Source organism: Pseudovibrio exalbescens DSM 16456 (genome assembly GCF_000422785.1).
Lineage (GTDB): Bacteria > Pseudomonadota > Alphaproteobacteria > Rhizobiales > Stappiaceae > Pseudovibrio > Pseudovibrio exalbescens.
Genome location: NZ_AUGS01000015.1, coordinates 88,930 through 111,291 on the forward strand (window position 1 = coordinate 88,930; position 22,362 = coordinate 111,291).

Genomic DNA, 22,362 nt, shown 5'->3' on the forward strand with positions numbered 1-22,362 from the left:
TTAGGATACCCCGCACACCTAACTCAGTGCGGCCACGGCCCTCTTGGCCATTACAGTCACCAGATTGGCGCGATATTCTGACGAGCCATGAATATCCGAGAGCATGTCCTCGGCTGGCACTTTGATATTCGCGACAGCGTCTGCCGACCACTGAGACTCAAGCGCCTTTTCCATCTCAGGCACCCGGAACACGCCATCCTGCCCTGCCCCCGACACCGCAACGCGCACGCCACTGTCTCCTTTGGCGACAAAAACGCCTGCCATGGAATAACGAGAGGCCGGATTCGGGAACTTGGCATAAGCGGATGTGGTACACTCCGGGAAGGTCACGGCAACAACAATCTCGTCGTCTTCAAGCGCCGTCTCGAACATGCCGGTGAAAAAGTCCTCTGCCGCGAGACTCCGCTTGTTGGTTTCCACCGTCGCGCCCAGCGCCATGAGTGCCGCCGGATAATCCGCTGCGGGGTCATTGTTGGCGATGGAGCCCCCCAAAGTCCCCATGTGACGCACATGCGGGTCACCGATTTTTCCGGCTAAATCGGCCAAGCCGGGAATTGAGGTCCGAACGTCCTCGTTGGTAGCCACATCCGCATGGCATGTGGCCGCCCCGATACGGATCGAACCATCAGCCTGCTTGGCAATGCCTTTAAGATCCGCAATGTGACGCAGATCGATCAGGTCAGTCGGCGCGGCAAGGCGTTGCTTCATCGTGGCAATGAGGGTCTGCCCCCCTGCCAGAAACTTGCCGTCTTCTGCATTGGCTATGGCTGCCTCAGCATCCGAAACAGACCCGGCGCGGTGATAACTCGTTTCATACATCTTCAGCCCTCCCTTACTCGGCTGCCTGCTTCAGACCGGCGCTTTGCAAAGCCATCCACACCCGCGCAGGGCTGGCGGGCATCTGCATGTTATTGGTTCCGATTGCGTCCGTAACTGCGTTGATCACCGCTGGAGGAGCGCCAATTGCGCCTGCCTCGCCGCAACCCTTCATGCCCAGCGGATTGCCTGGACAAATGGTTTCCGTGGTCTCAACGACATAAGAAGGAACATCGTCAGCCCGGGGCATGGTGTAATCCATGTATGAGGCAGACAACAGTTGGCCATCCTCATCGTAGCTGGCGTTTTCCAACAAGGCCTGACCAATGCCTTGGGTCAGCCCGCCATGCACCTGACCTTCAACAATCATCGGGTTGATGATCTTGCCGAAGTCATCCGCTGCAACAAAGCCGACTACCGTTACCTTGCCCGTGTCGGGATCCACTTCAACCTCACAGATGTGCGTTCCGGCCGGGAAGGTGAAATTGGTCGGATCGTAGAACGCCCCTTCCTTGAGGCCAGGCTCCATTCCCTCCGGCAAGTTGTGGCCAGTGTACGCAGCCAACGCCACTTCCGTGAAAGAGAGCTTCTTGTCGGTTCCAACAACCTTGACCTCTCCGTCTTCAATGGTGATGTCCCCTTCCGAGGCTTCCATCAGATGGGCGGCAATTTTCTTGGCCTTGGCTTCAACCTTGTCCAACGCCTTGACGATGGCGGACATGCCGACTGCGCCAGACCGGGACCCGTAAGTGCCCATACCGAACTGCACCTTGTCCGTATCACCATGGACAATGGAGACGTTATCCGTCGGCAAGCCGAAGCGCTCGGCGATCAACTGGGCGAAAGTTGTCTCATGCCCCTGGCCGTGGCTGTGAGAGCCTGTGAGCACCTCGACCGTCCCCACCGGATTCACGCGCACTTCAGCCGATTCCCAGAGGCCCACCCCTGCACCAAGCGAGCCGACAGCTTTGGATGGCGCGATACCGCAAGCCTCGATGTAACAGGACATGCCGATACCGCGCAGCTTGCCCTGCGCTTCGGACTGAGCTCGGCGCGCCGGAAACCCCTCGTAGTCGATGGCCTTCATGGCAGCATCCAACGAGGCATCATAATCGCCCGCGTCGTAGCACATGATGACGGGCGTTTGGTGCGGGAACTGGCGGACAAAGTTCTTGCGGCGGAACTCAGCAGGAGACAGGTTCAGCTCTCTGGCCGCTGTTTCCATCATGCGTTCCACCAGATAGGTCGCTTCCGGTCGCCCGGCCCCACGATAGGCATCCACCGGTGTGGTATTTGTATAAACAGCCTTCACATTCGCGTAGATCGCGGGGATGTCATACTGGCCCGAAAGCAGTGTTGCATAGAGGTAGGTCGGTACAGATGACGAAAACAGGGACATATACGCCCCGAGATTGGCGACTGTATTGACCCGGAACCCAATGATCTTGTGGTCCGCATCCAGTGCGAGCTCGGCCGTAGAGTGATGATCGCGTCCGTGGGCATCGGTCAGGAACGCCTCCGTGCGGTCGCTGGTCCACTTGACCGGCCGACCAACACGCTTGGACGCCCAAAGGCAGACAATTTCCTCTGGGTATATATAGATCTTGGATCCAAAGCCGCCGCCCACGTCCGGGGCGATCACCCGCAGCTTGTGCTCCGGCGCCACGTTGTAGAATGCCGAGAGAACCAAACGTGCAACATGCGGGTTTTGCGATGTGGTATAGAGAGTATAGTGCTCCTCGGCCCTGTCATAACTGGCAAGGGCTGATCGCGGTTCCATCGGGTTGGGCACAAGACGGTTGTTGTCAATGTCCATACGCGTGATGTGCGCAGCTTTGGAAAACGCGTCGTTGGTGGCCGCTTCGTCGCCGATTTCCCAGTCGAAAATCAGGTTGTTCTCCGCTTCGGGATGAAGTTGGGGCGCCCCCTCCTTCAACGCATCCAGACTATCCACTACAGCTGGCAGTTCTTCATAGTCCACCACAACTGCTTCAGCTGCATCGCGGGCCTGCTTCAGCGTGTCCGCGACAACCACCGCCACTGCCTGGCCAACGAACCGAACAACTTCCGGCTCCAGCGCGCGCCATGCTCCCATTTTCATGGGCGATCCATCCTTGGAATGGATCATCCAGCCGCAGATGATGTTGCCGATTCCGTCTCCCACCAGTTGATTGCCATCAAGAACGGCATCCACACCTGGCATTGCCAGTGCGGCCGACGCATCAATCCCCTTGATGCGGGCATGCGCGTGCGGAGAGCGGACAAAAGCCGCATAGCCTGTGCGTGGCAAAACCATATCGTCAGTGTAGCGGCCGGCACCGGTAATAAATCGCTTGTCTTCCTTGCGTAAAACGCGTGCTCCAATTCCTTCATTGGACATGGGCTTTCCTCCCAGAAAGTCTGGCCCGCTCCAGCACCCTGTTCCCTTGTGTTGTTCTGGCGGTTGTGCTGGTCGGGCGTGGGATCACTCTGCAGCTTGGGGCAGCGCCGCCATTTCATCAGCAGCAGCTTTTATAGCCTTCACGATGTTGTGGTAGCCGGTGCATCGGCACAGGTTCCCTTCCAGTTCATGGCGGATGGTCGCCTCGTCCAGATTGGGTCCCAGACGGTTGATCATATCCACCGCCGCCATGACCATGCCGGGCGTGCAGAAGCCGCATTGCAGACCATGGTGTTCCTTGAAGGCCTTTTGCACCGGATGAAGTTCATCGCCGGTTGCCAACCCTTCAATGGTGGTGATTTGCGATCCTGAGGCCTGAACGGCCAACGTTGTACAGGATTTGATGGCCTTGCCATCCATGTGAATGACACAGACGCCGCACTGCGAGGTATCGCAGCCCACATGAGTGCCGGTCAGTTCCAGATTTTCCCGAATGAACTCCACGAGAAGTGTACGGTCTTCGACCTCGCCAGAAACAGTCTTGCCATTGACTGTCATGGTGACAGTTGTCATCGAGTTTTCTCCTCCCTCTAGGCCCCGGCATTGCGCGTCACAGGCCGGGCTCCGGTTACAGTGGCCCATAACCGTGCCCCAACGTAACCTAGAACTTAGAATTACTCTAGGTCATTTCGAAGAGAGAAGACGCCCCCAAGTTCCCCGAGATCCCAACCGGTGACACCTCGCCTGGCAAGCCATATGCCGGTGCCTGTCTATGGACCGCGCGCACTCAGTTTGGCGGCGACCGGGGTGGCCGCCGCTCATCAATTTCCCTAAAGGTTCTTTGAAGCCTAAGTGAACAGCAGGAAGTAAAGGATGAGAACCAGCAGCGCGCCCAGCGCCCACATCACAGGGCCGCCCCAAACGTTTTTGGCCGCAGCCACTTCAACCTGCTCTTCCACATGTTTAACGGCTTCCTCCACTTCATGAACCGTCTCATCAACGGCATGCTCTGTGGCCAGCGTCTTGGCTTCCTCCATCATCCCGGCATCCAGCTCCACTTGATCCACGGACCTGCCACTGGTTGCTGCGGCTGGACCAGCCACGATTTCATTGAAGCGGGTGAAAAAGTCTTCCGCCATTTTTCGTGCTGTCGAATCAACCAAGCGACTTCCAAGCTGGGCAAGTTTGCCACCCACCTTTGCGTCCACATTGTACGTCAGAAGCGTACCGGCCTCAGCTTCAGCAAGGTGAACATCCGCCGTGCCTTTTGCAAAGCCGGCCACGCCGCCCTTGCCCTCTCCGACAATCTTGTAGGAGTTCGGCGGATCGAGATCCTGCAGGGTAACCTCGCCGTTGAACTTGGCTTTCACCGGACCCACCTTGGCTTGCACAACAGCGCTGAGCTCGTGGTCGGATTTCTTCTCCAAAGACTCGCAGCCTGGAATGCACTGCTTGAGAATCTCCGGGTCGTTCAATGCTTCCCACACCTTCTCGCGTGAAGCGGGAATGTGTTGTTCCCCAGTCATTTCCATAGTCGCATCCTCCACTCACCGTGTCGCAGCGGGCTCACTTCAAGGCTGCAAGTCCGATGCTCTTAAACAAGAGATTGTCAGAGATATCACTCGATTGACAAGCAGCCATGACGTAAAAACCGAAAATTTGCCTCCATAAAGGTTAAACAGCGCCCGTGGGTTGGCGTTTGCCTGCGCATTCCCCGGTTCGGAACGCGGGAAAAAGTTGACCCGCAAGCCGTGCCGCCTTAATCGAAGGACAAAGACAAATGCACGCCGCGCCCTTGCGAGGAGCGCGCCAACCAACTTCAAGACTTACCGAAGGCCATGAGTGTGACCACTGCCACCCCCGCCAGCCCGCGAAAAGACGGGCGAACCCCTCAATCCATACTGCCCACTCTTTTGGAAATGCAGGGCTGGAGTGACTATGCGCTGCTTGACATGGGCAATGGATTGAAGCTGGAGCGCTATGGGCGGTTTACCATCGTACGTCCCGAACCTCAGGCCATGGGCCAGCCTCGTCTGCCGCAAAAGCAATGGGACCGGGCCGACGCTGTATTTACCGGCGACGTGGAAGAAGAGGGCCCTGGGCGGTGGCGCTTCAACAAACAGCTTCCGGAAACATGGCCAATGAAATATGGCCCCGTAACCTTCAACGGACGTTTCATGTCCTTTCGCCACGTGGGCGTTTTTCCCGAACAGGCAGCGCACTGGGACTGGGTTCAGGACCAAGTTCAGCAGTCCGGACGTCAGCTGAAAATTCTCAATCTGTTTGGCTACACCGGCATGGCCTCTTTGCTGCCCGCCGCTGCTGGCGCGCATGTAACCCATGTCGATGCCTCAAAAAAGGCCATCGGCTGGGCGCGAGAAAACCAGGAAATGTCCGGCCTAAGCGACAAACCGATACGGTGGATTTGCGAGGATGCCCTGAAATTCGTTCAGCGCGAAGTACGTCGGGGCAACACATATGACGGCATCATTCTCGATCCCCCCAAATATGGCCGTGGCACCAAGGGTGAAGTCTGGGATTTCTTTACCAGCATGCCCGAGATGATGGCGTGTTTGCGTCAGCTCCTGACAGAGGACTCCCGGTTCCTTATCCTCACGTCCTATGCCATTCGCGCCTCGTTTCTGGCCTCCCATGAACTGATGCAGGAACACTTGAGCGGTTTGCCGGGCAGCATCGAGTCCGGCGAATTGGCCATTCGTGAAAAGGACAGTCCCCGACTGCTGTCCACCTCTCTTTTCAGCCGCTGGTGCAATCCAGAAGGGGCCCAGAACAAATGAGCACAGAGTTCAAGTCCCACCGTCAGGGTTCCGTGAAGCAAATCACGTCTCATTCCAACCCGATCGTCAAAGAGATCAAAGGCTTGGTTGCGCAACGCAAACATCGACGCGAGAGTGGCCTGTTTGTGGCCGAGGGGCTCAAGCTGGCCACGGACGCTATGAACGCAGGATGGGGTGTCAGATATCTGGCCATTGGACCGGAAGGACGAGAAAACAAAATGGCGCTGGAGGCCGCCGCGAAAGCCAAGGCCCGCGGCGCCCTGATTCTTGAGGTCAACAACGCCATCCTTTCCGCCATCACCCGGCGCGACAATCCGCAGATGGTTGTCGGCGTATATGAACAAAAGACAGTGCCCCTGTCTGCGGTCGATCCATCACACTCCAAGACATGGGTTTGCCTCGACCGGGTGCGCGATCCAGGCAATCTGGGCACGGTTATCCGCACGGCGGATGCGGTTGGGGCCAGTGGGATCATCCTGATTGGCGAGACAACCGATCCATTTGCCGTCGAGGCCGTGCGCGCCACCATGGGATCGCTGTTTCACATGCCTCTCGTGCGCTGTACATCCGACGCCTTCTTGAAATTTCGCGAAACCTGGCCGGGACCGGTTGTCGGCACGCACTTGCGCGGCACCAAGGACTATCGTGAGGTCGACTATCGCGAACCCGTTCTCTTGATGATGGGCAATGAACAGTCCGGACTGACGGATGATCTGGCTGATGCATGCACAGACCTCGTAAAAATCCCACAGGAAGGCCAGGCGGACAGCTTGAACCTTGCGGTTGCCACCGCGGTCATGTTGTTTGAAGTCAGACGCAATTACCTGAAATTGTGAGTTCACCAGCGTTACAGGGGGAAGCCATGCGGCTGTTTATTTTCGGGACCGGTTTTTCATCCAAAGCCTTTGTTGAGGCTGCCCGAGATCGGTTCGAGTGGATCGGCGGCACCACACGCTCGCACGACAAGGCGGCCCACCTGTCCGAGCTCGGTATCGAGCCTTTTGTGTTTGACGGCGAAACCCCAACGTCAGCCATTCGCGACGCATTGGCATCCGCTACTCATGTGCTGATCTCCATCGCCCCGACTGAAAAGGGTGACCCTGTCCTGAATGCCTTTCTTGCCGATCTGGCGAAGGCAAGCCCGCAGTGGATTGCCTACCTGTCGACCGTCGGCGTTTATGGCAATCATGACGGAGACTGGGTTTCGGAAGAAACGGAGTGCCACCCCACCTCACTACGGTCACGCCAACGATTGGCCGCAGAAAGTCAATGGCTGCAATTTGCTCATGACACGGCCTCCCGCCTTATCATTCTGCGGCTTTCAGGCATCTATGGCAAAGGACGCAACGCCTTCGTCAATCTGGAACGCGGTACAGCCAAACGCGTCATCAAACCGGGTCAGGTATTCAACCGAATTCACGTCACGGACATCGCGGGCATCTTGCGCGCATCTCTGGATACGAAGGCATGTGGCATCTACAACGGCAGCGACGACGAGCCAGCAGCACCGCAGGATGTTGTGACCTACGCCGCTGAACTGATGGGGGTAACGCCGCCGCCTGAAATCCCCTTTGAAAAGGCCGATATGTCGCCGATGGCGCGCTCGTTTTACGGTGAGGTCAAACGGATCGACAACACCAAAGTCAAACGGGATATGAACTATACTTTTGCCTATCCCACCTATCGGGTTGCGCTGGAAGCGCTCTGGCGGGATGGCTACAAGTAACCGATGGCTTTGCGCTCCGGCCAACCTCATTTGACGAGGTCAGGGCGATCCACCAAGCTGACGACTGTATTCAGGCTGAGTTCATCAACAACCCCGTAGGGTTCTCCCGTTTCCACTTCTCACGAAGCATACTGCTCACCTCATTCCCCGGACCCGTTTCTTATGACCGTTTTCCGAGTTCTTTTTCTTACCGTTACTGCTTCACTGCTGCTCGCCGGCTGTGCTTCCCTATCAGAAGAACAATGCACAACTGGAGACTGGAAAGGCATTGGCGTTCAGGACGGGCAGGCTGGCAAGCCGGTCAATCGCATTGAAGATCACAAGAAAGCCTGTGGCAAATATGGCATTGAACCGGACATGGCGGCGTATCAGGCCGGACGTCGAATTGGCCTGAAAAGCTACTGCACCATTCCCTCAGGGTTTCAGCAGGGGCGCCTTGGCAACTCCTATCAGGGGGTTTGTTCCGGTGCGACAGCGCCTGCGTTCCAAAAGGGCTATTCGCTCGGATCTCAGCTCCGTAATGCGCATGAAAAACTTGATGAGGTTGAAAGCCGCATCTCCTACGCTGAACAACGGATCGACGATCTGCACGACGACATCATCGGCACCTCATGCGCTGCTGGCAAGAAAGGCCGCGATTGCCGGCGCAAACTGCGGGACATGCGGGATGAACTTGCGGACCGACGTGCAGATTTGACCTTCGACCGTCTGGAAGTCTTGCAGGCGCGAACCAATCTGGAACAAGTACGCGCCCATGTTATATCACAGATGGGCTACATTGCGCCGGGCTATGTCATTCAGGCCCGGTATCAATAATTGCGACTTGTTGAACAAACGGGACTGCCACATGAAAACTTGGAAAATATACCTTTCTGGAGAGATTCACACGGATTGGCGAGAACGGATTGAGAGCGGCGCTCGTGAGGCCGAACTGCCTGTCCACTTTGATGCACCTGTGACAGACCATGACGCCAGCGACGACTGCGGCGCGGTCATCCTCGGTCACGAACAAGACAAGTTCTGGTATGATCACAAGGGCGCGAAGGTAAATGCAATCCGCACTCGGACGTTGATTGCAGATGCCGATATCGTGGTTGTCCGATTTGGTGACAAGTACAAGCAGTGGAATGCGGCTTTTGACGCTGGCATGGCAGCAGCTCTGGGCAAGTCCCTGATCGTTCAGCACGACCCTGCGCTCAATCATCCCTTAAAGGAAATTGATGCTGCAGCGCTTGCCACAGCCGAAACCCCGGAACAGGTGGTCAACATTTTGAAATACGTCATTAGGGGCGCACTGAACCGCTGATCTGCGGCGGTTGCTGCTACCAATGATACTCTGTGGAGGCCCTGCGTTCGGTGATCGAGCCACTTCAACCAAATGAACGGGATGCTGTTGTAGCGCTATGGAAAGATGCCGGGGTGTACCGCCCTTGGAACGACCCCTATCGTGACATTGACTTCGCCATGCGCGACCCTCATTCCACCCTGCTTGTCTTCAAGGATGAGGGCACGATCATCGGCTCCGTGATGTGCGGCGAGGACGGACATCGCGGCTGGGTCTACTATCTGGCAACGCACCCGGATCACCGGGGGCAGCGGGTGGGCCAACGCCTAACCCAGGCAGCGGAAGACTGGCTGAAGAGCCGAGGCGTGTGGAAGGTCCAGCTGCTCGTTCGTTCAGACAACGCCAAGGCGGTCTCGTTTTATGAACGCCTTGGCTATGAGGACACGAGGTCTGTTTGCCTGCAAAAGGTCATTGACCCGTAAGGGGCACCCCCTCTCGCAGACGGATGGATCTAGCGATCGCCGTGATAGGCAAGCCGGACTGCACCCCAGTGTTTTCCGCGTACCCAGATGGGTACAGACACTTCCTTGATGACCACATACTCACCACCGCCCATATCCCGGCGGCTTGTCTGAATAATGAACTCGCGGGTGTTCTGACAGGCGTTGATTCCGACCTTGTCATCGAAGATGCGGCGGTTGCGGCAATGTGCGGCGTTCCACGCCGGGTCATTACCTTGCGGCTTCGAGAATTGCTCGTTGTGGGTAGGCAGGTAACCACAGGTGTCGACAGCCGCGCAGCTGTAGATATTCGGGTCGCTCTTGACGACGGGATCCTGGATTTTCGGGAAAACGCGGTCGGCCATGGCTGAAAATGGTGCCTTGTATTGCGGCGGGTTGGTCCCCGCAATGGGCTCATAGGAGTGATCAAACAACGCCGCTTCAGTTATTCCTCCGCGGTCGACTTCGGTTTCCATCGCCGATCCAAGGTCAGAGGCCACCTGCTTTGCCTGGGCAATCATGAGCGCTGTGATGTCGTTGTTCAGCGTTTGCGCCAGTTCGCCCAAAAGCCGATCCGACTTTTCAACCGCCCCTTGCATCTGACCGGCCGCATTGTCCAGATTGCTGCGGTTACTCAAGATGATATCCTCAAGCACCTTGCCGCTCTCCATCAACTGACGGGTGTCCTCATCATTGGACGCGCAGGCATTCTGGATTTGATCGGTGTTAGATGCGATCTGGTCAAACGAGGTTTCCAACTCGGCAAAGACATTGTTGATGGAGGCGGTGTTGTTTTCCGCGTCCGCAACGGTATTCAGCGCGTCGTTGCCCAGCGCAACCAACGCATCGGCATCCGCGCCAAGCTGACCGATTGTTTCGTCAATCTGCTCCGTGGCCTTGGAGGTCTGCGTGGCCAGTTGCTTGACTTCGCTGGCCACCACGGCAAAGCCCTTGCCAGCTTCACCGGCGCGCGCAGCTTCAATGGTCGCGTTCAGAGCCAGCAGGTTGGTTTGACGCGCGATGGCATCAATCGAGCTGGAGAACTGGCGCACATTTGCAAAAGAAGCCTGCAGCCCCTCAAGTTGCTTGTTGATGCTCTTGATGGCATCAGACAACGAGTTGATGCTGGTAACGGCCGCCTCGATCGTATCGCGCGCGCCGCGCACTGTATGGCGGACTCCATCGGTTTGCTGCGCGGTCGCGTCCACTGCGCGGCCAACTTCGCCATTGCTGGCCTCTACACTGTGTGATGCATGCAGAAGCGTTTCCATCGCCTGTTTCAACTCATCAGCCGTGGCACTGACCGCCACAACCTGTCCCGCGGCCTCGGTGATGTCCAGACCCAGCGCGTCGAGTTGAGTGAGCAGGCGGGTCTGATCCACCTGGTGTTGATCGGTCTCATGACCGGCGATGGATGGCTGCAGGTGGCGTTCCTCCGACGACGGCTGCACCCCACCATCCCCCATGGTTTGATTGAACAGAGCTCTCATGTGTTCCTCCTGATGGAGCAACCTTCACCTTCAAATTGTTAAAAAGACTTAACTAAACCTAAGGGATGTATTGATTTATCGCGTAATCACGAATTTCTACGGACCCAGCACTCAACGTGCAGCGCGCCCAGCCTCACGATGTGCCACGGTCTGACCACTAATAAACCCGGGCAGTCTGACCATGCGACATGCACAACAAAAAAGGGCGGCTCCCTTTCGGGACCCACCCTTTGAAGTCTCGTAAGCGGCGCGGCGCTTAAGAGGAAGCTGCCTGCGCCTTGTCGACCAGAGCCTTGAATGCATCAGGCTGGTTGATTGCCAGGTCAGACAGAACCTTGCGGTCTACTTCAATGCCAGCCTTGTTCAGACCGTCGATGAAACGACCATAGGTCATACCGTGCTCGCGGGTAGCAGCGTTGATACGCTGGATCCAGAGCGAACGGAAATTGCGCTTGCGCGTTTTACGGTCGCGGTAAGCGTACTGAGCTGCCTTTTCGACAGCCTGCTTTGCGACGCGAATGGTATTCTTGCGACGGCCGTAGTAACCTTTGGCGGCCTTAAGAACTTTTTTGTGACGAGCGTGGGCGGTGACGCCTCTTTTTACACGCGACATGGGTAACTCCTTGTCTCAGTTGCTTAGGCTTAGCCGTAGGGCAGGAACTTCTTCACGATACGAGCATCCTGCTCACTCAGCGTGGTGGTACCACGTGCCTTGCGGATGAACTTTGTCGTGCGTTTGATCATGCCGTGGCGCTTGCCGGCCTGAGCGGTCTTTACCTTGCCAGTCGCAGTCAGTGAGAAGCGCTTTTTCGCTCCAGACTTCGTCTTCAACTTGGGCATTTTGCGTCCTTTCTTTTTATGGCCGGTCGCCCGACCAAATTACATCTGGGATGCATCATAAGTCGCCACGGCATGCCCTATGGAACCGAACATGCTCACACTTTCATGAAGAAAGGGAATCTGCCCGTTTGTAGCCGGGCGACTTTGAACCGCGGTGGTATAGGCGTCTCACTGAAAAAAAGCAAGGCCCCAACCGCAGAAACGGCAGAAGATTTGCCGTGTGCGCAAAAAATTACCCGACGCATACGCGCCGGGTAACACATACAGATGCTTAGCTCATCGGCTGATAGGTGCCAGTACCATCATCATCTGCCGACCTTCCATTTTCGGATGGGTTTCCACCTTCGCGATTTCGGCGGTCTCATCCTTAACTTTCATCAGCAGTTTCATGCCCAGATCCTGGTGCGCCATCTCACGACCGCGGAACCGCAAGGTCACCTTGACCTTGTCTCCCGATTCAAAGAAGCGCCGCATGTTTTTCATCTTCACCTCATAGTCATGGGTGTCGATGTTCGGTCGCATCTTGACTTCCTTGATCTCAACGACCTTTTGCTTCTTGCGGGCTTCGGCGGCTTTCTTCTGCGCCTGATACTTGTAGCGACCGTAGTCCAGGATTTTACAAACCGGCGGGTTCGAATTTGGTGCGATCTCTACAAGGTCCAACCCTTGTTCCATAGCCATGGCCATGGCTTCTTCGGTTGGTGTCGGGCCGAGGTTTTCACCTTCGGCATTAATCAACTGGACTTCGCGAACACGAATTTCTTTGTTGGTACGCGGCCCCTCCTTTGTGGGGGGCGGTGCGCGAAATGGACGGCGAATGGTAAAGTTCTCCTCTTTAGATGCCGATACATGTGATAGTGGGCAGGTCCATGACTCGCCAAAGGCCGCTCGTCCAGTAAATAAACGAGCCCTCTGTGAGAAATCGTGGATGCTCCCCTAGAAGATCTGGAAAAATGCGGGATAAGTCAACATCTGTTTTGCCTCTTGATAGCGACAAAACCGCAGTTTTCAGGCCGTTTTGAGCTGTTCCTCATAAAAGTCGAGTGTCGCGTCACACATTGCCTTCTTTGAAAACTTGCTGGCTACATGGGCTCGAGCCGTCTTGACCAGATGCAAACGGGCTTCTGCAGTGAGAGATAAGGCCTCCCCTAGCCTACTTGCAAGGGCAGAAACGTCCCGATTGGGAAAATGCCAGCCCGTACGTTGCTCTTCGGCAACATGAGGCGGCACCAGAACAGTCTCGGGCACTGCCCCAATGTCACTTACGATCACAGGCACTTCTGCTGCCTGAGCCTCAACAGCAGCACGCCCGAAAGCTTCCGGCTCAATGGAAGCTACGACCGAAACATCAGCCAACGCAAGGGCAGCACCTACATCAGCACAATGGCCCACCAGCCGCACCCTGTTCTCCAGCCCGGCCTGCGCGATGCGATCTTCCAACTGAGCCTTATAGTCTTCACGTCCTTGATGATCACCGGCCAGAATGACCACGGTATCGTCATAGGCACCACCATCACTGAGCAGAGCCTTGTATGCATCAATCAGAATGCCCTGCCCCTTCCAGGTGGTCAGACGCGCCAGATTGAGAATGACCCGTTCCTGCCCACTCAGCCCCCAGGCCTGACGCAGGCTTTCGCGGCGCTCTTGCGAGACATTCTCCGGTGCCAAAGCATCCAGATCAGAACCCCGATAGATCACGGTAATACGACCGACTGCAGAAGGATCACGCGCCGCGATCAGATCAGCAGTATAGCGGGAGTTGGCGATGACACCGTCGGCCCTGGTCATCACGGAGTTGTAGAAGGCTTTGAGTCGGTTCGTTTCCTTGTAAATCCCGTGATAGGTCGTCACGAACGGCAATCCCAACCGCTGCGCAGCCCAGAACCCCGACCACGCCGGCGCGCGACTGCGGCCATGGATCAACGAGACACCATGTTCCTTGCATATGCGGGCAATCTCATGCGAGTTCCGCCACATTTTCCAAGGATTCTTTGTCCCGGCAGGGAAAAGGAGATGTGTTGAACCGGTGGCTTCCAATTCGGGCAAAAGACGTCCACCTTCAGATAGAACGATGGAATTCCACCCTCTTTTGACAATTGCTTCGGCGACGTCCACTGTTGTGCGCTCTGCCCCACCCGTGCGCAAATCTGGGACAAGTTGCAAAATTGTCGGGCTATCGTTATTCGAAGAGCCGTTAGTTGGATTATTAGAAGAGTTCAAGGCAGTGTAAGGCACAGGGGGCGTCGCTTTCTCTCGCCGGTAGAACCGAAAACAGGAAGTTGGAGGCAGTCGAGTATGAGCGCTGCAATAACGCAATTCATCCAAGTTGGCAAAGGGGAGCAAGAGCGTCGCATTGCTGTGCGCCACGACCAGCGCGCCGATACCGGGGTTCTATGGCTTTCAGGCTTCAAGTCGGACATGCTTGGCACCAAAGCGGAAGTGGTTTCTGAGTGGGCTGCTCAAAAAGGCCTGTCCTGCACGCGGATGGATTATTCGGGACATGGGGAATCAGGGGGTGCCTTCACCGAGGGCACGATCTCCAAGTGGCTCGAAGAGGTACTTGCTGTTTTCACCGAGTTCTGCAAAGGCCCGACAATCGTCATCGGCTCTTCCATGGGCGGCTGGATGGCGCTTCTGCTCGCCAAGGCCCTGATCGAACGCAAGACCGAAACTTCTGGCTTTCTGGCGGGCATGGTACTCATTGCACCCGCGCCGGATTTCACGGAAGAGCTGATGTGGAAGCAGGAGTTCACCGATGAGATCAAACAGGAGATCATGGAGACCGGCCGGTTCGAGCGTCCTTCGGAATATGACGACAGCCCCTACATCATCACTCGGGACCTGATCGAAGATGGTCGCAACAACCTGCTTTTGGGCAGCACTGTTGAAACCGGCTGCAAAACCATCATCTTGCAAGGCCAGCATGATGAATCCGTGCCGTGGGATCATGCGTTGCGCCTCGTTGAAGCGATGGCCAGCGACGATGTCATCCTCACCCTGATCAAGAACGGCGACCATCGCCTGTCCCGACCGGAAGACCTCACCCGCCTGACGAAGGCGCTGGACGAGTTGACCGAAGGTCCGTCAGACAGCTGAAACGCACCTCATTCCTTATTTTCCTTTTTACTGGTTGGGCTTGCCGGTTCCTGCAAGGGAGCCGGCGTGCGCCTCGGTCCAGCCACAAAGGCGCGCCATCGTTTCAACCTGTGAATGCACAGGCTGCACATTTCCAGGGCTTAAAGATCACCCACTTGCAGCCCAAGGCTGCAACTCCACACCGCATACCATCAAGTCTGCAAGAACCAGAGAACTCTGCTGCCTGACAGCGTCGCAGACGCAACCGTTACTCGCAATTCGGCTTTTTCGCAGCATAGTCATGACCTTACTACGGTCATATGCTGATTGAAATATATCGGTTACATACCATTTACTAGCAGAGCGACATTTTCAGTTATTTTTCTGCAGGTTCTGCCATCTGATATCCGCAATGCTAATTTAAGAAGGACAATGAACCGCTGAAATTTGCTTTTTGATCAACTGGCCGGGAATACCATGACCAAAAGAAAACGCTTAATCCTTTCGATTGACGGTGGCGGCGCGCACGGCATCATCCCCATTCGATTGCTGGATGCCATTGACGGCAGATTGAAACAGAACGGCAAGGACAAGCCGCTCAACAAGTATTTCGATCTCATCTGCGGCACAGCCAGTGGGGGCATCATCGCCGCCGGGTTGGCAGCGCCCAAGCCCGAGGCCAGCGAGCGCGGTCTTCACGCCATGACGCTCAAAGAGCTGCGCACCTTTTTCGAAGACGATTTGCGCGAGTATTACAACGCCAACCGAATCAACCGGTTCAGTCGCGCGGTTCTGGCACCCTTCGGTCAGTACAACAAGGGTGTTCATGAACGCCCCTTTGAAAAGCTCCTGAAAGATACCCTCGGCTGGACCTCCATGGCCAGCAGTCTGACGGGCATCATGCTGCCCGCCTATGACCTGAACGCCCGCCGTTTGGTCATGATGACGGACAACATGCCTTCGCCCGATCGATCTCATGATGATTTTTATTTTTGGCAGGCCGTGCGGGCCACGATTTCAGCACCCGGCTGGTTGGAGCCGGCCCGCGTGGAAAACATGCGCACTGGTGAAGAGCGGTTCATGATCGATGCCGGCGCGTTTTTGACCAACCCTGTCTTGAGCGCCTACGCGGAAGGGCGTCGCCGTGGTTGGGCAGCCGAAGACATCATTCTCGTGTCACTGGGTACGGGCCGACTGGCTGCCCAGGCGCGCACCTTTGAGGAAGTGGCCGCCTGGGGGGCGAGTACCTGGCTGTCTCCCGACAAGGGCACCCCGCTTTTGACCGAGTTGAGCAATGGACAAAGTCAGGCCATATCCAAACAGGCCAATACCATTTTTAATGATATCAAAGGTCTGACCTACCTGCGTCTCAACGCAGACCTGCCCGCCGGGCTGGAAGACACCACCAACACACGGCCCAAGACCATGAGCCAACTGCACGAGGTTGCGGACAGTATCATATCGGCCCATCAGGATGACCTCACCACACTGGTGTCCATGATGGAAGAACGCCGGGACGGACCGGGTTTCTAACAGGTTTCCCGATCTGCTTTGTTCATTTCGTCTTGAAGGGCGATTACACTTCGCCAAACTCAAGCGATATGAAGGGAGCACGCATGCGGCTGCACAACTGCGCTACCGCAGCATTGACACTGGCAATCGGGGTGGCGCTGGCACCCTCAACCGCGTGGGCGGCATCCCCGCTGCCCATCGCCAAGCCAGAAAGCTTTTCCGTAGCCCCTGCTTCCCTGCCGGCGGATGCGCTGACGAAGCCCGCCAAAACCCTGTTCGGTGCCAAACCGACCCCGGCGCAACTGCCCGCCGCTGCATATGGCACCTACAGCAAGGGCTGTGTGGCAGGCGCTCAGGCGATGCCGATCAATGGCCCGACATGGCAGGTCATGCGTCTCTCCCGCAATCGCAATTGGGGACACCCGGCACTTGTTGACTACTTAAAGGACCTTGCCAACGATGCTCCGGCACTGGGCTGGAACGGCTTGTTGGTGGGTGATCTGGCCCAGCCGAGGGGCGGCCCCATGACCTCAGGGCACGCATCTCACCAGATTGGACTGGATGCGGACATCTGGTTGCGTCCCATGCCCAACAAACGCTACAGCCGCTGGGAGCGCGAAAACGTAAGCGCCATTTCCATGCTCAAAGGCAACATGGAGTTGCCCGGCGCTGACCGTTCCGTTGACCCGCAGCGTTGGACGGACACTCATGCCCGGCTCATCCGCCGCGCCGCTCAAGACCCTCGTGTCGCCCGTATTTTCGTCAGCCCTGCCATTAAAAAGGCGCTGTGCGAATTCGAAACAGGCAATCGGGACTGGTTACGCACCGTGCGGGCATGGTGGGGCCACCACTACCACTTTCATGTGCGGCTCAAGTGTCCGGAAGGCAGTCCACAGTGCCGCAATCAGGCAGCACCTCCGCGCGGAGATGGGTGCGGGGCCGAATTGGACTGGTGGCTTTCCGATGAGCCATGGGTACCCGATCCCAACGCCAAGCCAGCCAAGCCCAAACCACCCGTGCTGCTTCAAGATCTGCCGAACGCGTGCCGCCGTGTTTTGGCCCAGCCCTGATCGAGCCCTGAAAGGGTGTGCGACTATGAGAGCCTGCGGGCCTAGTCGGGATAAACGTGTGCAGGGGGCGTTGCCCCCTCATTCAAAATGAGGGTCATGATCACCAAGTCCAGCCAGCGGTTATATTTGAACCCGACTTGCGGCAACACGCCGGATGTTTTGAACCCAAAGCGTTCATGAAAACGAATGGAGCCGTCGTTCAGGCTATCAATCCCTGCGATCATCACATGATAGCCGTCCTCTCTGGCCTGCGCGATCAAGGCCTTGAGCAAAGCCGAGCCAGCGCCGCTGCCATGGGCCTCCGGCATGACATAGACGGAGTGTTCCACCGTCAGGTCGTACCCTGATTTTTCCTTATACGGTCCATAAGAAGCGTAACCGAGGAACGTACCATCCGCTGCTTCGGCCACAAACACCGGGAAGCCCTGCTTCGTTCGCGTTTCAAACCAGGCGCGCCGGTCGTCCAGCGTGTCTTCCTCCACCAACCAGATGGCCGCCGAGTTGCGAACCGCATCGTTGTGGATCATCAGGAGTGCGGGCAGGTCGTCATGTATTGCTGGGCGAATTCTCATCTATCCCTCAAGCGTTGGCGCAGGTTTTTGTAACATGTCTCAGCGACATTCGCGCCTATTTAGAAGAACTCCGCGCGTTTGCAAAGCGCACAAGGCGAGACATGGGCAATCGCCAATGAGAGCGCCGCTTCGACCCAGCTATCCTTTTCCGCCCCTGACGTCAGGGTTTTCAATGTCAGGCTCTTGAAAAACTCTCGAAAAAACGCAGCTACTTCCTATTATCTGCTTTGCCTTCCTGACAAGCAGTGGTAATTGAGCGGCCATGACGACGAAAACCCTGTCCAATATCCGAAATTTTTCCATTGTGGCGCACATCGACCACGGGAAATCCACACTGGCTGACCGCCTGATCCAGTCTACCGGTACGCTGACCGACCGGGAGATGCAGGAGCAGGTACTCGATTCCATGGATATCGAGCGGGAGCGCGGGATTACCATCAAGGCGCAGACCGTTCGGTTGATTTACCGCCCCAGTGAGGATGAGGAATATATTCTGAACCTCATTGACACGCCGGGCCACGTGGATTTCGCCTATGAGGTTTCGCGCTCACTGGCCGCTGTTGAAGGCTCCCTGCTTGTGGTTGATGCCTCACAGGGCGTGGAAGCGCAAACCCTTGCCAACGTGTATCAGGCCATCGAAAACGATCACGAGATCGTACCGGTTCTGAACAAGGTGGACCTGCCCGCGGCTGAACCAGAGCGGATCAAGGAACAGATCGAAGATGTGATCGGTTTGGATGCGTCGGAAGCGCTGGAGATTTCTGCCAAGACAGGGATCGGCATCGAAAGCGTGCTGGATGCCATCGTCAAGCGCCTGCCTGCGCCCGAGGGGGATCCGGATGCGCCGCTAAAGGCAATGCTGGTGGACAGCTGGTATGACACCTATCTGGGCGTGATGGTGCTGGTACGCATCATTGACGGCGAGATGAAAAAAGGCGACCGCATCAAGATGATGGGCACGGGCGCTGTTTATGACGTGGACCGCGTGGGCGCCATGACCCCGAAGTTCCTTAATGTGGACCGTCTTGGACCGGGCGAGATCGGTGTGATCACCGCCTCAATCAAGGAAGTGGCGGATACTCGCGTGGGCGACACCATTACCCACGACAAAAAACCATGCGACGGCATGCTGCCGGGCTTCAAGCCGGCGCAGCCCGTGGTTTTCTGTGGCCTGTTCCCGGTGGATGCCAACGACTTTGAAGACCTGCGCGCTGCCATGGGCAAACTGCGCCTGAACGATGCCTCGTTTTCCTATGAAATGGAAACCTCTGCCGCTCTGGGCTTCGGTTTCCGCTGCGGGTTCCTGGGCCTGTTGCATCTTGAGATCATTCAGGAGCGGCTCTATCGCGAGTTCAATCTGGATCTGATCGCAACCGCCCCCTCGGTGGTCTACCAGATGGAAATGACCGACGGGTCCGAGATCGAGCTGCACAACCCGGCGGACATGCCGGATGTGGTGAAGATCAGCGAGATCCGCGAGCCATGGATCCGTGCGAACATCATGACGCCGGATGATTATCTCGGCGCCATCCTCAAGCTGTGTCAGGAACGGCGCGGCATTCAGGTCGATCTGTCCTATGTGGGCTCGCGGGCCATGATCACCTACGACCTGCCGCTCAACGAAGTGGTGTTCGACTTTTACGACAGGCTCAAGTCCATCTCCAAGGGCTACGCCTCGTTCGACTATGCCATCAGTGACTACCGCGCCGGTGATCTGGTGAAGATGTCCATTCTGGTGAACGAGGAGCCGGTGGACGCCCTTTCCGTTCTGGTGCACCGTTCACAGGCCGAGCGTCGCGGCCGCGCCATGTGCGAGAAGCTGAAGGATCTGATCCCCCGGCACATGTTCAAGATCCCCGTGCAGGCAGCGATCGGAGGCCGCGTGATTGCTCGCGAGACCATCGCCGCGCTTCGCAAGGACGTGACTGCCAAGTGTTACGGTGGTGATGCCACCCGTAAGCGCAAACTGCTGGAAAAGCAGAAGGCCGGTAAGAAGAAGATGCGCCAGTTCGGCAAGGTGGAGATCCCGCAGGAAGCCTTCATTCAGGCCCTGAAGATGGATGATTGATGCCGTGCAGGGCTATCTGCCGGATCAACTGATCCAGCGCCTTCGCCGCGCAACCGAGTTACCGGACCGGCCCGTTTTGGGCCGGTCTTTTCGTTTCACGCCCGCTCAGATGGGGAAAGGTACTTAAGTCATGTCATTGGAAGCAGATCTGCGCGCCCGCGCTGAGGACAAATGCGAGTTGTGCGGCGCCACCGACGCCTTGCGCGTGGTCCCCGTCGGTCCGGATGCGGATGACACACCCGCGCGCGCCCTTCTGGCCTGCCAGACCTGCGAGGACCAGATGAGCGGGAACGCTGCCCTCGACGAGACCCACTGGCAGTGCCTGAACGAAAGCGCGTGGAATCAGGAGCCTGCGGTTCAAGTCGCCGCATGGCGCATGGCCTCTCGCCTGTCCAGCCACACATGGGCGCAGGATTTGCTGGACATGTTGTATCTGGACGAGGACACGCTGGCGTGGGCTCAGGCCGGTTTGTCCACCTCAGAGGGCGAAGACGACGATGCCATCGTTCACAAGGACACCCATGGCACCGTTTTGAGCCCCGGAGACACCGTCATTCTGATCAAGGATCTGAAGGTGAAAGGCGCGGGCTTTACGGCAAAGCGTGGCACCGCGGTGCGCAACATTTCGCTGGTGCCAGACAACCCGGCGCAGCTGGAAGGCCGGGTGAACAACCAGCTTCTCGTTCTGCTCACCGAGTTCGTGAAAAAGGCATAAAGCCATAGGCGGGCAGGCCAACGCGTTGGAACAGCTCACGCTTGTTTACGATGGCGCCTGCCCGTTTTGTCAGCACTACACGGCTTTGCTGGACCTGCGCCGTCCGGGCCGCACCGTGAAGCTGCTCGACGCGCGCGAGCACCCTCAAGTGGTGGCGGACCTGGCCGCCCGTGGCCTGAACGTTGATGACGGTATGGTAGCTGACTATCAGGGGTGCACCTATGCAGGTGCGGACGCCCTGCATCTGTTGGCCTTGCTCTCTACTGGCTCCAGCTTCACAGATCGCCTCATTTGCTGGCTGTTTCGTTCGCCCCGTCGGGCAAGGCTGTCCTATCCTGTATTGCGGGCGGTGCGCAATGGCACCCTGAAGGTGCTGGGGCACCAGCCCATCCGCCCGCACTGAAGGTTATTCAGCCGCACTGCGCTTGGGCAACACCCAGTCCTTGCGCGGATAGTGGCAGGTGTAACCGTTTGGAAGGCGCTCCAGATAATCTTGATGCTCTGGCTCTGCTTCCCAAAAATCGCCCACCGGCTCCACTTCTGTCACCACCTTGCCCGGCCATAAACCGGACGCGTTCACGTCGGCGATGGTGTCCAGTGCGGTTTCCTTTTGTGCTTCATCCACGTAGTAAATCGCAGAGCGGTAGGACAGGCCGATGTCGTTGCCCTGCCGGTTCAACGTGGTCGGATCATGGATCTGAAAGAAGAACTCCAGCAATTGCCGGTAGCTGATCTTGTCGGGATCAAAAATGATCTCGATACCTTCGGCATGGGTGCCATGGTTGCGGTAGGTCGCGTTTGGCACATCGCCGCCGGTGTAGCCCACGCGGGTCTTTTCAACACCGGGCAACTTGCGGATCAGATCCTGCATGCCCCAAAAGCACCCGCCTGCCAATACGGCTCGTTCACTCATGTCACGTCCTCCACTTGATCGAGATAGGCCCCGTAGCCCTCGGCCTCCATGTCGTTACGATGGATAAATCGCAATGAAGCCGAATTGATGCAATAACGCAGGCCGCCATGCTCTTTCGGCCCATCAGGAAACACATGCCCCAGATGGCTGTCTCCATGGGTGGAGCGAACCTCGGTGCGCACCATGCCATGGCTGGTGTCGTTCAGTTCCTGAATGTGGGCGGGTTCTATGGGCTTGGTGAAGCTGGGCCAGCCGCAACCGCTTTCGAACTTGGCCGAGGACGCAAACAGCGGCTCGCCGGACACGATGTCCACGTAGATGCCCGGCTCCTTGTGGTCGTTATACTTGCCCGTAAACGGCCGCTCCGTGCCGTTCTGCTGGGTTACATAGTGTTGCTCCGGCGTCAAATTGTTTAACGCATCCGGTGACTTGGTATAGGCCATCGTCCCTCCATCCGTTAGGGCGAAACTCATCGGTGGTTCCATACCATATGGGGAAACGCTGGCGGAGAAACAATGTTGTGAAGAGGGCCCTCGAAAAGACAAAACCTCCACAGCCCCTGTCATCCCGGTCCCCGGGCCGGGATCCAGCAGGCGGACCGA

Annotated in this window: 24 protein-coding genes; 12 read left to right on the forward strand and 12 right to left on the reverse strand. The window is 57.1% G+C overall.

The features are described from left to right. Nucleotides 1–18 precede the first annotated feature (18 nt). From G512_RS0111350 to G512_RS0111365, 4 genes are all read right to left on the reverse strand, one after another. Nucleotides 19–819 (reverse strand): FAD binding domain-containing protein, encoded by an 801-nt coding sequence (locus G512_RS0111350; protein WP_028481824.1) that lies wholly within the window; start codon nt 817–819, stop codon nt 19–21. Nucleotides 820–832: 13 nt separating this feature from the next. After that, the gene (locus G512_RS0111355; protein ID WP_028481825.1) at nt 833–3,196 is read right to left on the reverse strand and encodes a xanthine dehydrogenase family protein molybdopterin-binding subunit; all 2,364 of its coding nucleotides are present in this window, start codon (nt 3,194–3,196) and stop codon (nt 833–835) included. Between the two features lie 84 nt (nt 3,197–3,280). Next, nucleotides 3,281–3,769 (reverse strand): (2Fe-2S)-binding protein, encoded by a 489-nt coding sequence (locus G512_RS0111360; RefSeq protein WP_028481826.1) that lies wholly within the window; start codon nt 3,767–3,769, stop codon nt 3,281–3,283. Between the two features lie 275 nt (nt 3,770–4,044). After that, nucleotides 4,045–4,728 (reverse strand): SRPBCC family protein, encoded by a 684-nt coding sequence (locus G512_RS0111365; protein ID WP_028481827.1) that lies wholly within the window; start codon nt 4,726–4,728, stop codon nt 4,045–4,047. Between the two features lie 306 nt (nt 4,729–5,034). Between G512_RS0111365 and G512_RS0111370 the strand changes: the two genes are divergently transcribed. The 6 genes from G512_RS0111370 (at nt 5,035) to G512_RS0111395 (ending at nt 9,487) form a co-directional block, all read left to right on the forward strand. Further along, the gene (locus tag G512_RS0111370; RefSeq protein ID WP_028481828.1) at nt 5,035–5,994 is read left to right on the forward strand and encodes a class I SAM-dependent methyltransferase; all 960 of its coding nucleotides are present in this window, start codon (nt 5,035–5,037) and stop codon (nt 5,992–5,994) included. Further along, entirely contained in the window at nt 5,991–6,830 is an 840-nt protein-coding gene (locus G512_RS0111375; protein ID WP_028481829.1) for a TrmH family RNA methyltransferase, read from the forward strand. Before G512_RS0111370 ends, G512_RS0111375 begins: the two co-directional genes overlap by 4 nt. 26 nt (nt 6,831–6,856) lie before the next feature. After that, nucleotides 6,857–7,720 (forward strand): SDR family oxidoreductase, encoded by an 864-nt coding sequence (locus G512_RS0111380; protein ID WP_028481830.1) that lies wholly within the window; start codon nt 6,857–6,859, stop codon nt 7,718–7,720. 162 nt (nt 7,721–7,882) lie between these two features. After that, entirely contained in the window at nt 7,883–8,536 is a 654-nt protein-coding gene (locus G512_RS22155; protein WP_051269244.1) for a DUF2799 domain-containing protein, read from the forward strand. Between the two features lie 31 nt (nt 8,537–8,567). Next, a complete protein-coding gene (locus G512_RS0111390; protein ID WP_028481831.1) occupies nt 8,568–9,026 on the forward strand; it encodes a YtoQ family protein in 459 nt (152 codons plus the stop codon). A 50-nt stretch (nt 9,027–9,076) separates the two neighbouring features. Beyond that, nucleotides 9,077–9,487 (forward strand): GNAT family acetyltransferase, encoded by a 411-nt coding sequence (locus tag G512_RS0111395; protein ID WP_228130504.1) that lies wholly within the window; start codon nt 9,077–9,079, stop codon nt 9,485–9,487. 29 nt (nt 9,488–9,516) lie between these two features. On the opposite strand, the gene G512_RS20870 is transcribed toward G512_RS0111395, so the two are convergent. The 5 genes from G512_RS20870 to G512_RS20875 all read right to left on the reverse strand — a co-directional run bounded on the left by G512_RS20870 (nt 9,517) and on the right by G512_RS20875 (nt 14,070). Further along, nucleotides 9,517–10,995 (reverse strand): methyl-accepting chemotaxis protein, encoded by a 1,479-nt coding sequence (locus tag G512_RS20870; RefSeq protein WP_051269245.1) that lies wholly within the window; start codon nt 10,993–10,995, stop codon nt 9,517–9,519. A 256-nt stretch (nt 10,996–11,251) separates the two neighbouring features. After that, complete coding sequence (rplT, locus tag G512_RS0111405) at nt 11,252–11,608, reverse strand: 50S ribosomal protein L20 (protein ID WP_028481833.1); 357 nt, start codon at nt 11,606–11,608, stop codon at nt 11,252–11,254. Nucleotides 11,609–11,637: 29 nt separating this feature from the next. Then, the gene (gene rpmI, locus G512_RS0111410; protein WP_028481834.1) at nt 11,638–11,835 is read right to left on the reverse strand and encodes a 50S ribosomal protein L35; all 198 of its coding nucleotides are present in this window, start codon (nt 11,833–11,835) and stop codon (nt 11,638–11,640) included. Between the two features lie 276 nt (nt 11,836–12,111). Continuing rightward, entirely contained in the window at nt 12,112–12,654 is a 543-nt protein-coding gene (gene infC / locus G512_RS0111415; RefSeq protein WP_073833084.1) for a translation initiation factor IF-3, read from the reverse strand. A gap of 189 nt (nt 12,655–12,843) precedes the next feature. Next, on the reverse strand, nt 12,844–14,070 hold the full coding sequence (locus tag G512_RS20875) for a glycosyltransferase family 4 protein (RefSeq protein WP_407636266.1): 1,227 nt from the start codon (nt 14,068–14,070) through the stop codon (nt 12,844–12,846). 60 nt (nt 14,071–14,130) lie between these two features. Between G512_RS20875 and G512_RS0111425 the strand changes: the two genes are divergently transcribed. From G512_RS0111425 to mepA, 3 genes are all read left to right on the forward strand, one after another. Further along, complete coding sequence (locus tag G512_RS0111425) at nt 14,131–14,931, forward strand: alpha/beta hydrolase (protein WP_028481836.1); 801 nt, start codon at nt 14,131–14,133, stop codon at nt 14,929–14,931. 456 nt (nt 14,932–15,387) lie between these two features. Next, entirely contained in the window at nt 15,388–16,443 is a 1,056-nt protein-coding gene (locus tag G512_RS0111430) for a patatin-like phospholipase family protein (protein ID WP_028481837.1), read from the forward strand. Between the two features lie 83 nt (nt 16,444–16,526). Beyond that, complete coding sequence (mepA, locus tag G512_RS0111435; RefSeq protein WP_028481838.1) at nt 16,527–17,492, forward strand: penicillin-insensitive murein endopeptidase; 966 nt, start codon at nt 16,527–16,529, stop codon at nt 17,490–17,492. Nucleotides 17,493–17,533: 41 nt separating this feature from the next. On the opposite strand, the gene G512_RS0111440 is transcribed toward mepA, so the two are convergent. Beyond that, nucleotides 17,534–18,064 (reverse strand): GNAT family N-acetyltransferase, encoded by a 531-nt coding sequence (locus tag G512_RS0111440; RefSeq protein WP_028481839.1) that lies wholly within the window; start codon nt 18,062–18,064, stop codon nt 17,534–17,536. A gap of 262 nt (nt 18,065–18,326) precedes the next feature. On the opposite strand from G512_RS0111440, the gene lepA reads away from it, so the two are divergent. The 3 genes from lepA to G512_RS0111460 all read left to right on the forward strand — a co-directional run bounded on the left by lepA (nt 18,327) and on the right by G512_RS0111460 (nt 21,250). Further along, nucleotides 18,327–20,132, forward strand: coding sequence for a translation elongation factor 4 (gene lepA, locus G512_RS0111445; protein ID WP_028481840.1), 1,806 nt, complete (start codon nt 18,327–18,329; stop codon nt 20,130–20,132). 130 nt (nt 20,133–20,262) lie between these two features. Further along, nucleotides 20,263–20,847, forward strand: coding sequence for a PhnA domain-containing protein (locus tag G512_RS22975; protein WP_028481841.1), 585 nt, complete (start codon nt 20,263–20,265; stop codon nt 20,845–20,847). Between the two features lie 25 nt (nt 20,848–20,872). Then, entirely contained in the window at nt 20,873–21,250 is a 378-nt protein-coding gene (locus tag G512_RS0111460) for a DCC1-like thiol-disulfide oxidoreductase family protein (RefSeq protein WP_028481842.1), read from the forward strand. A gap of 3 nt (nt 21,251–21,253) precedes the next feature. On the opposite strand, the gene msrA is transcribed toward G512_RS0111460, so the two are convergent. Beyond that, on the reverse strand, nt 21,254–21,760 hold the full coding sequence (gene msrA, locus G512_RS0111465) for a peptide-methionine (S)-S-oxide reductase MsrA (protein ID WP_028481843.1): 507 nt from the start codon (nt 21,758–21,760) through the stop codon (nt 21,254–21,256). Continuing rightward, entirely contained in the window at nt 21,757–22,203 is a 447-nt protein-coding gene (gene msrB / locus G512_RS0111470; RefSeq protein WP_028481844.1) for a peptide-methionine (R)-S-oxide reductase MsrB, read from the reverse strand. Before msrB ends, msrA begins: the two co-directional genes overlap by 4 nt. Nucleotides 22,204–22,362: the final 159 nt, after the last annotated feature.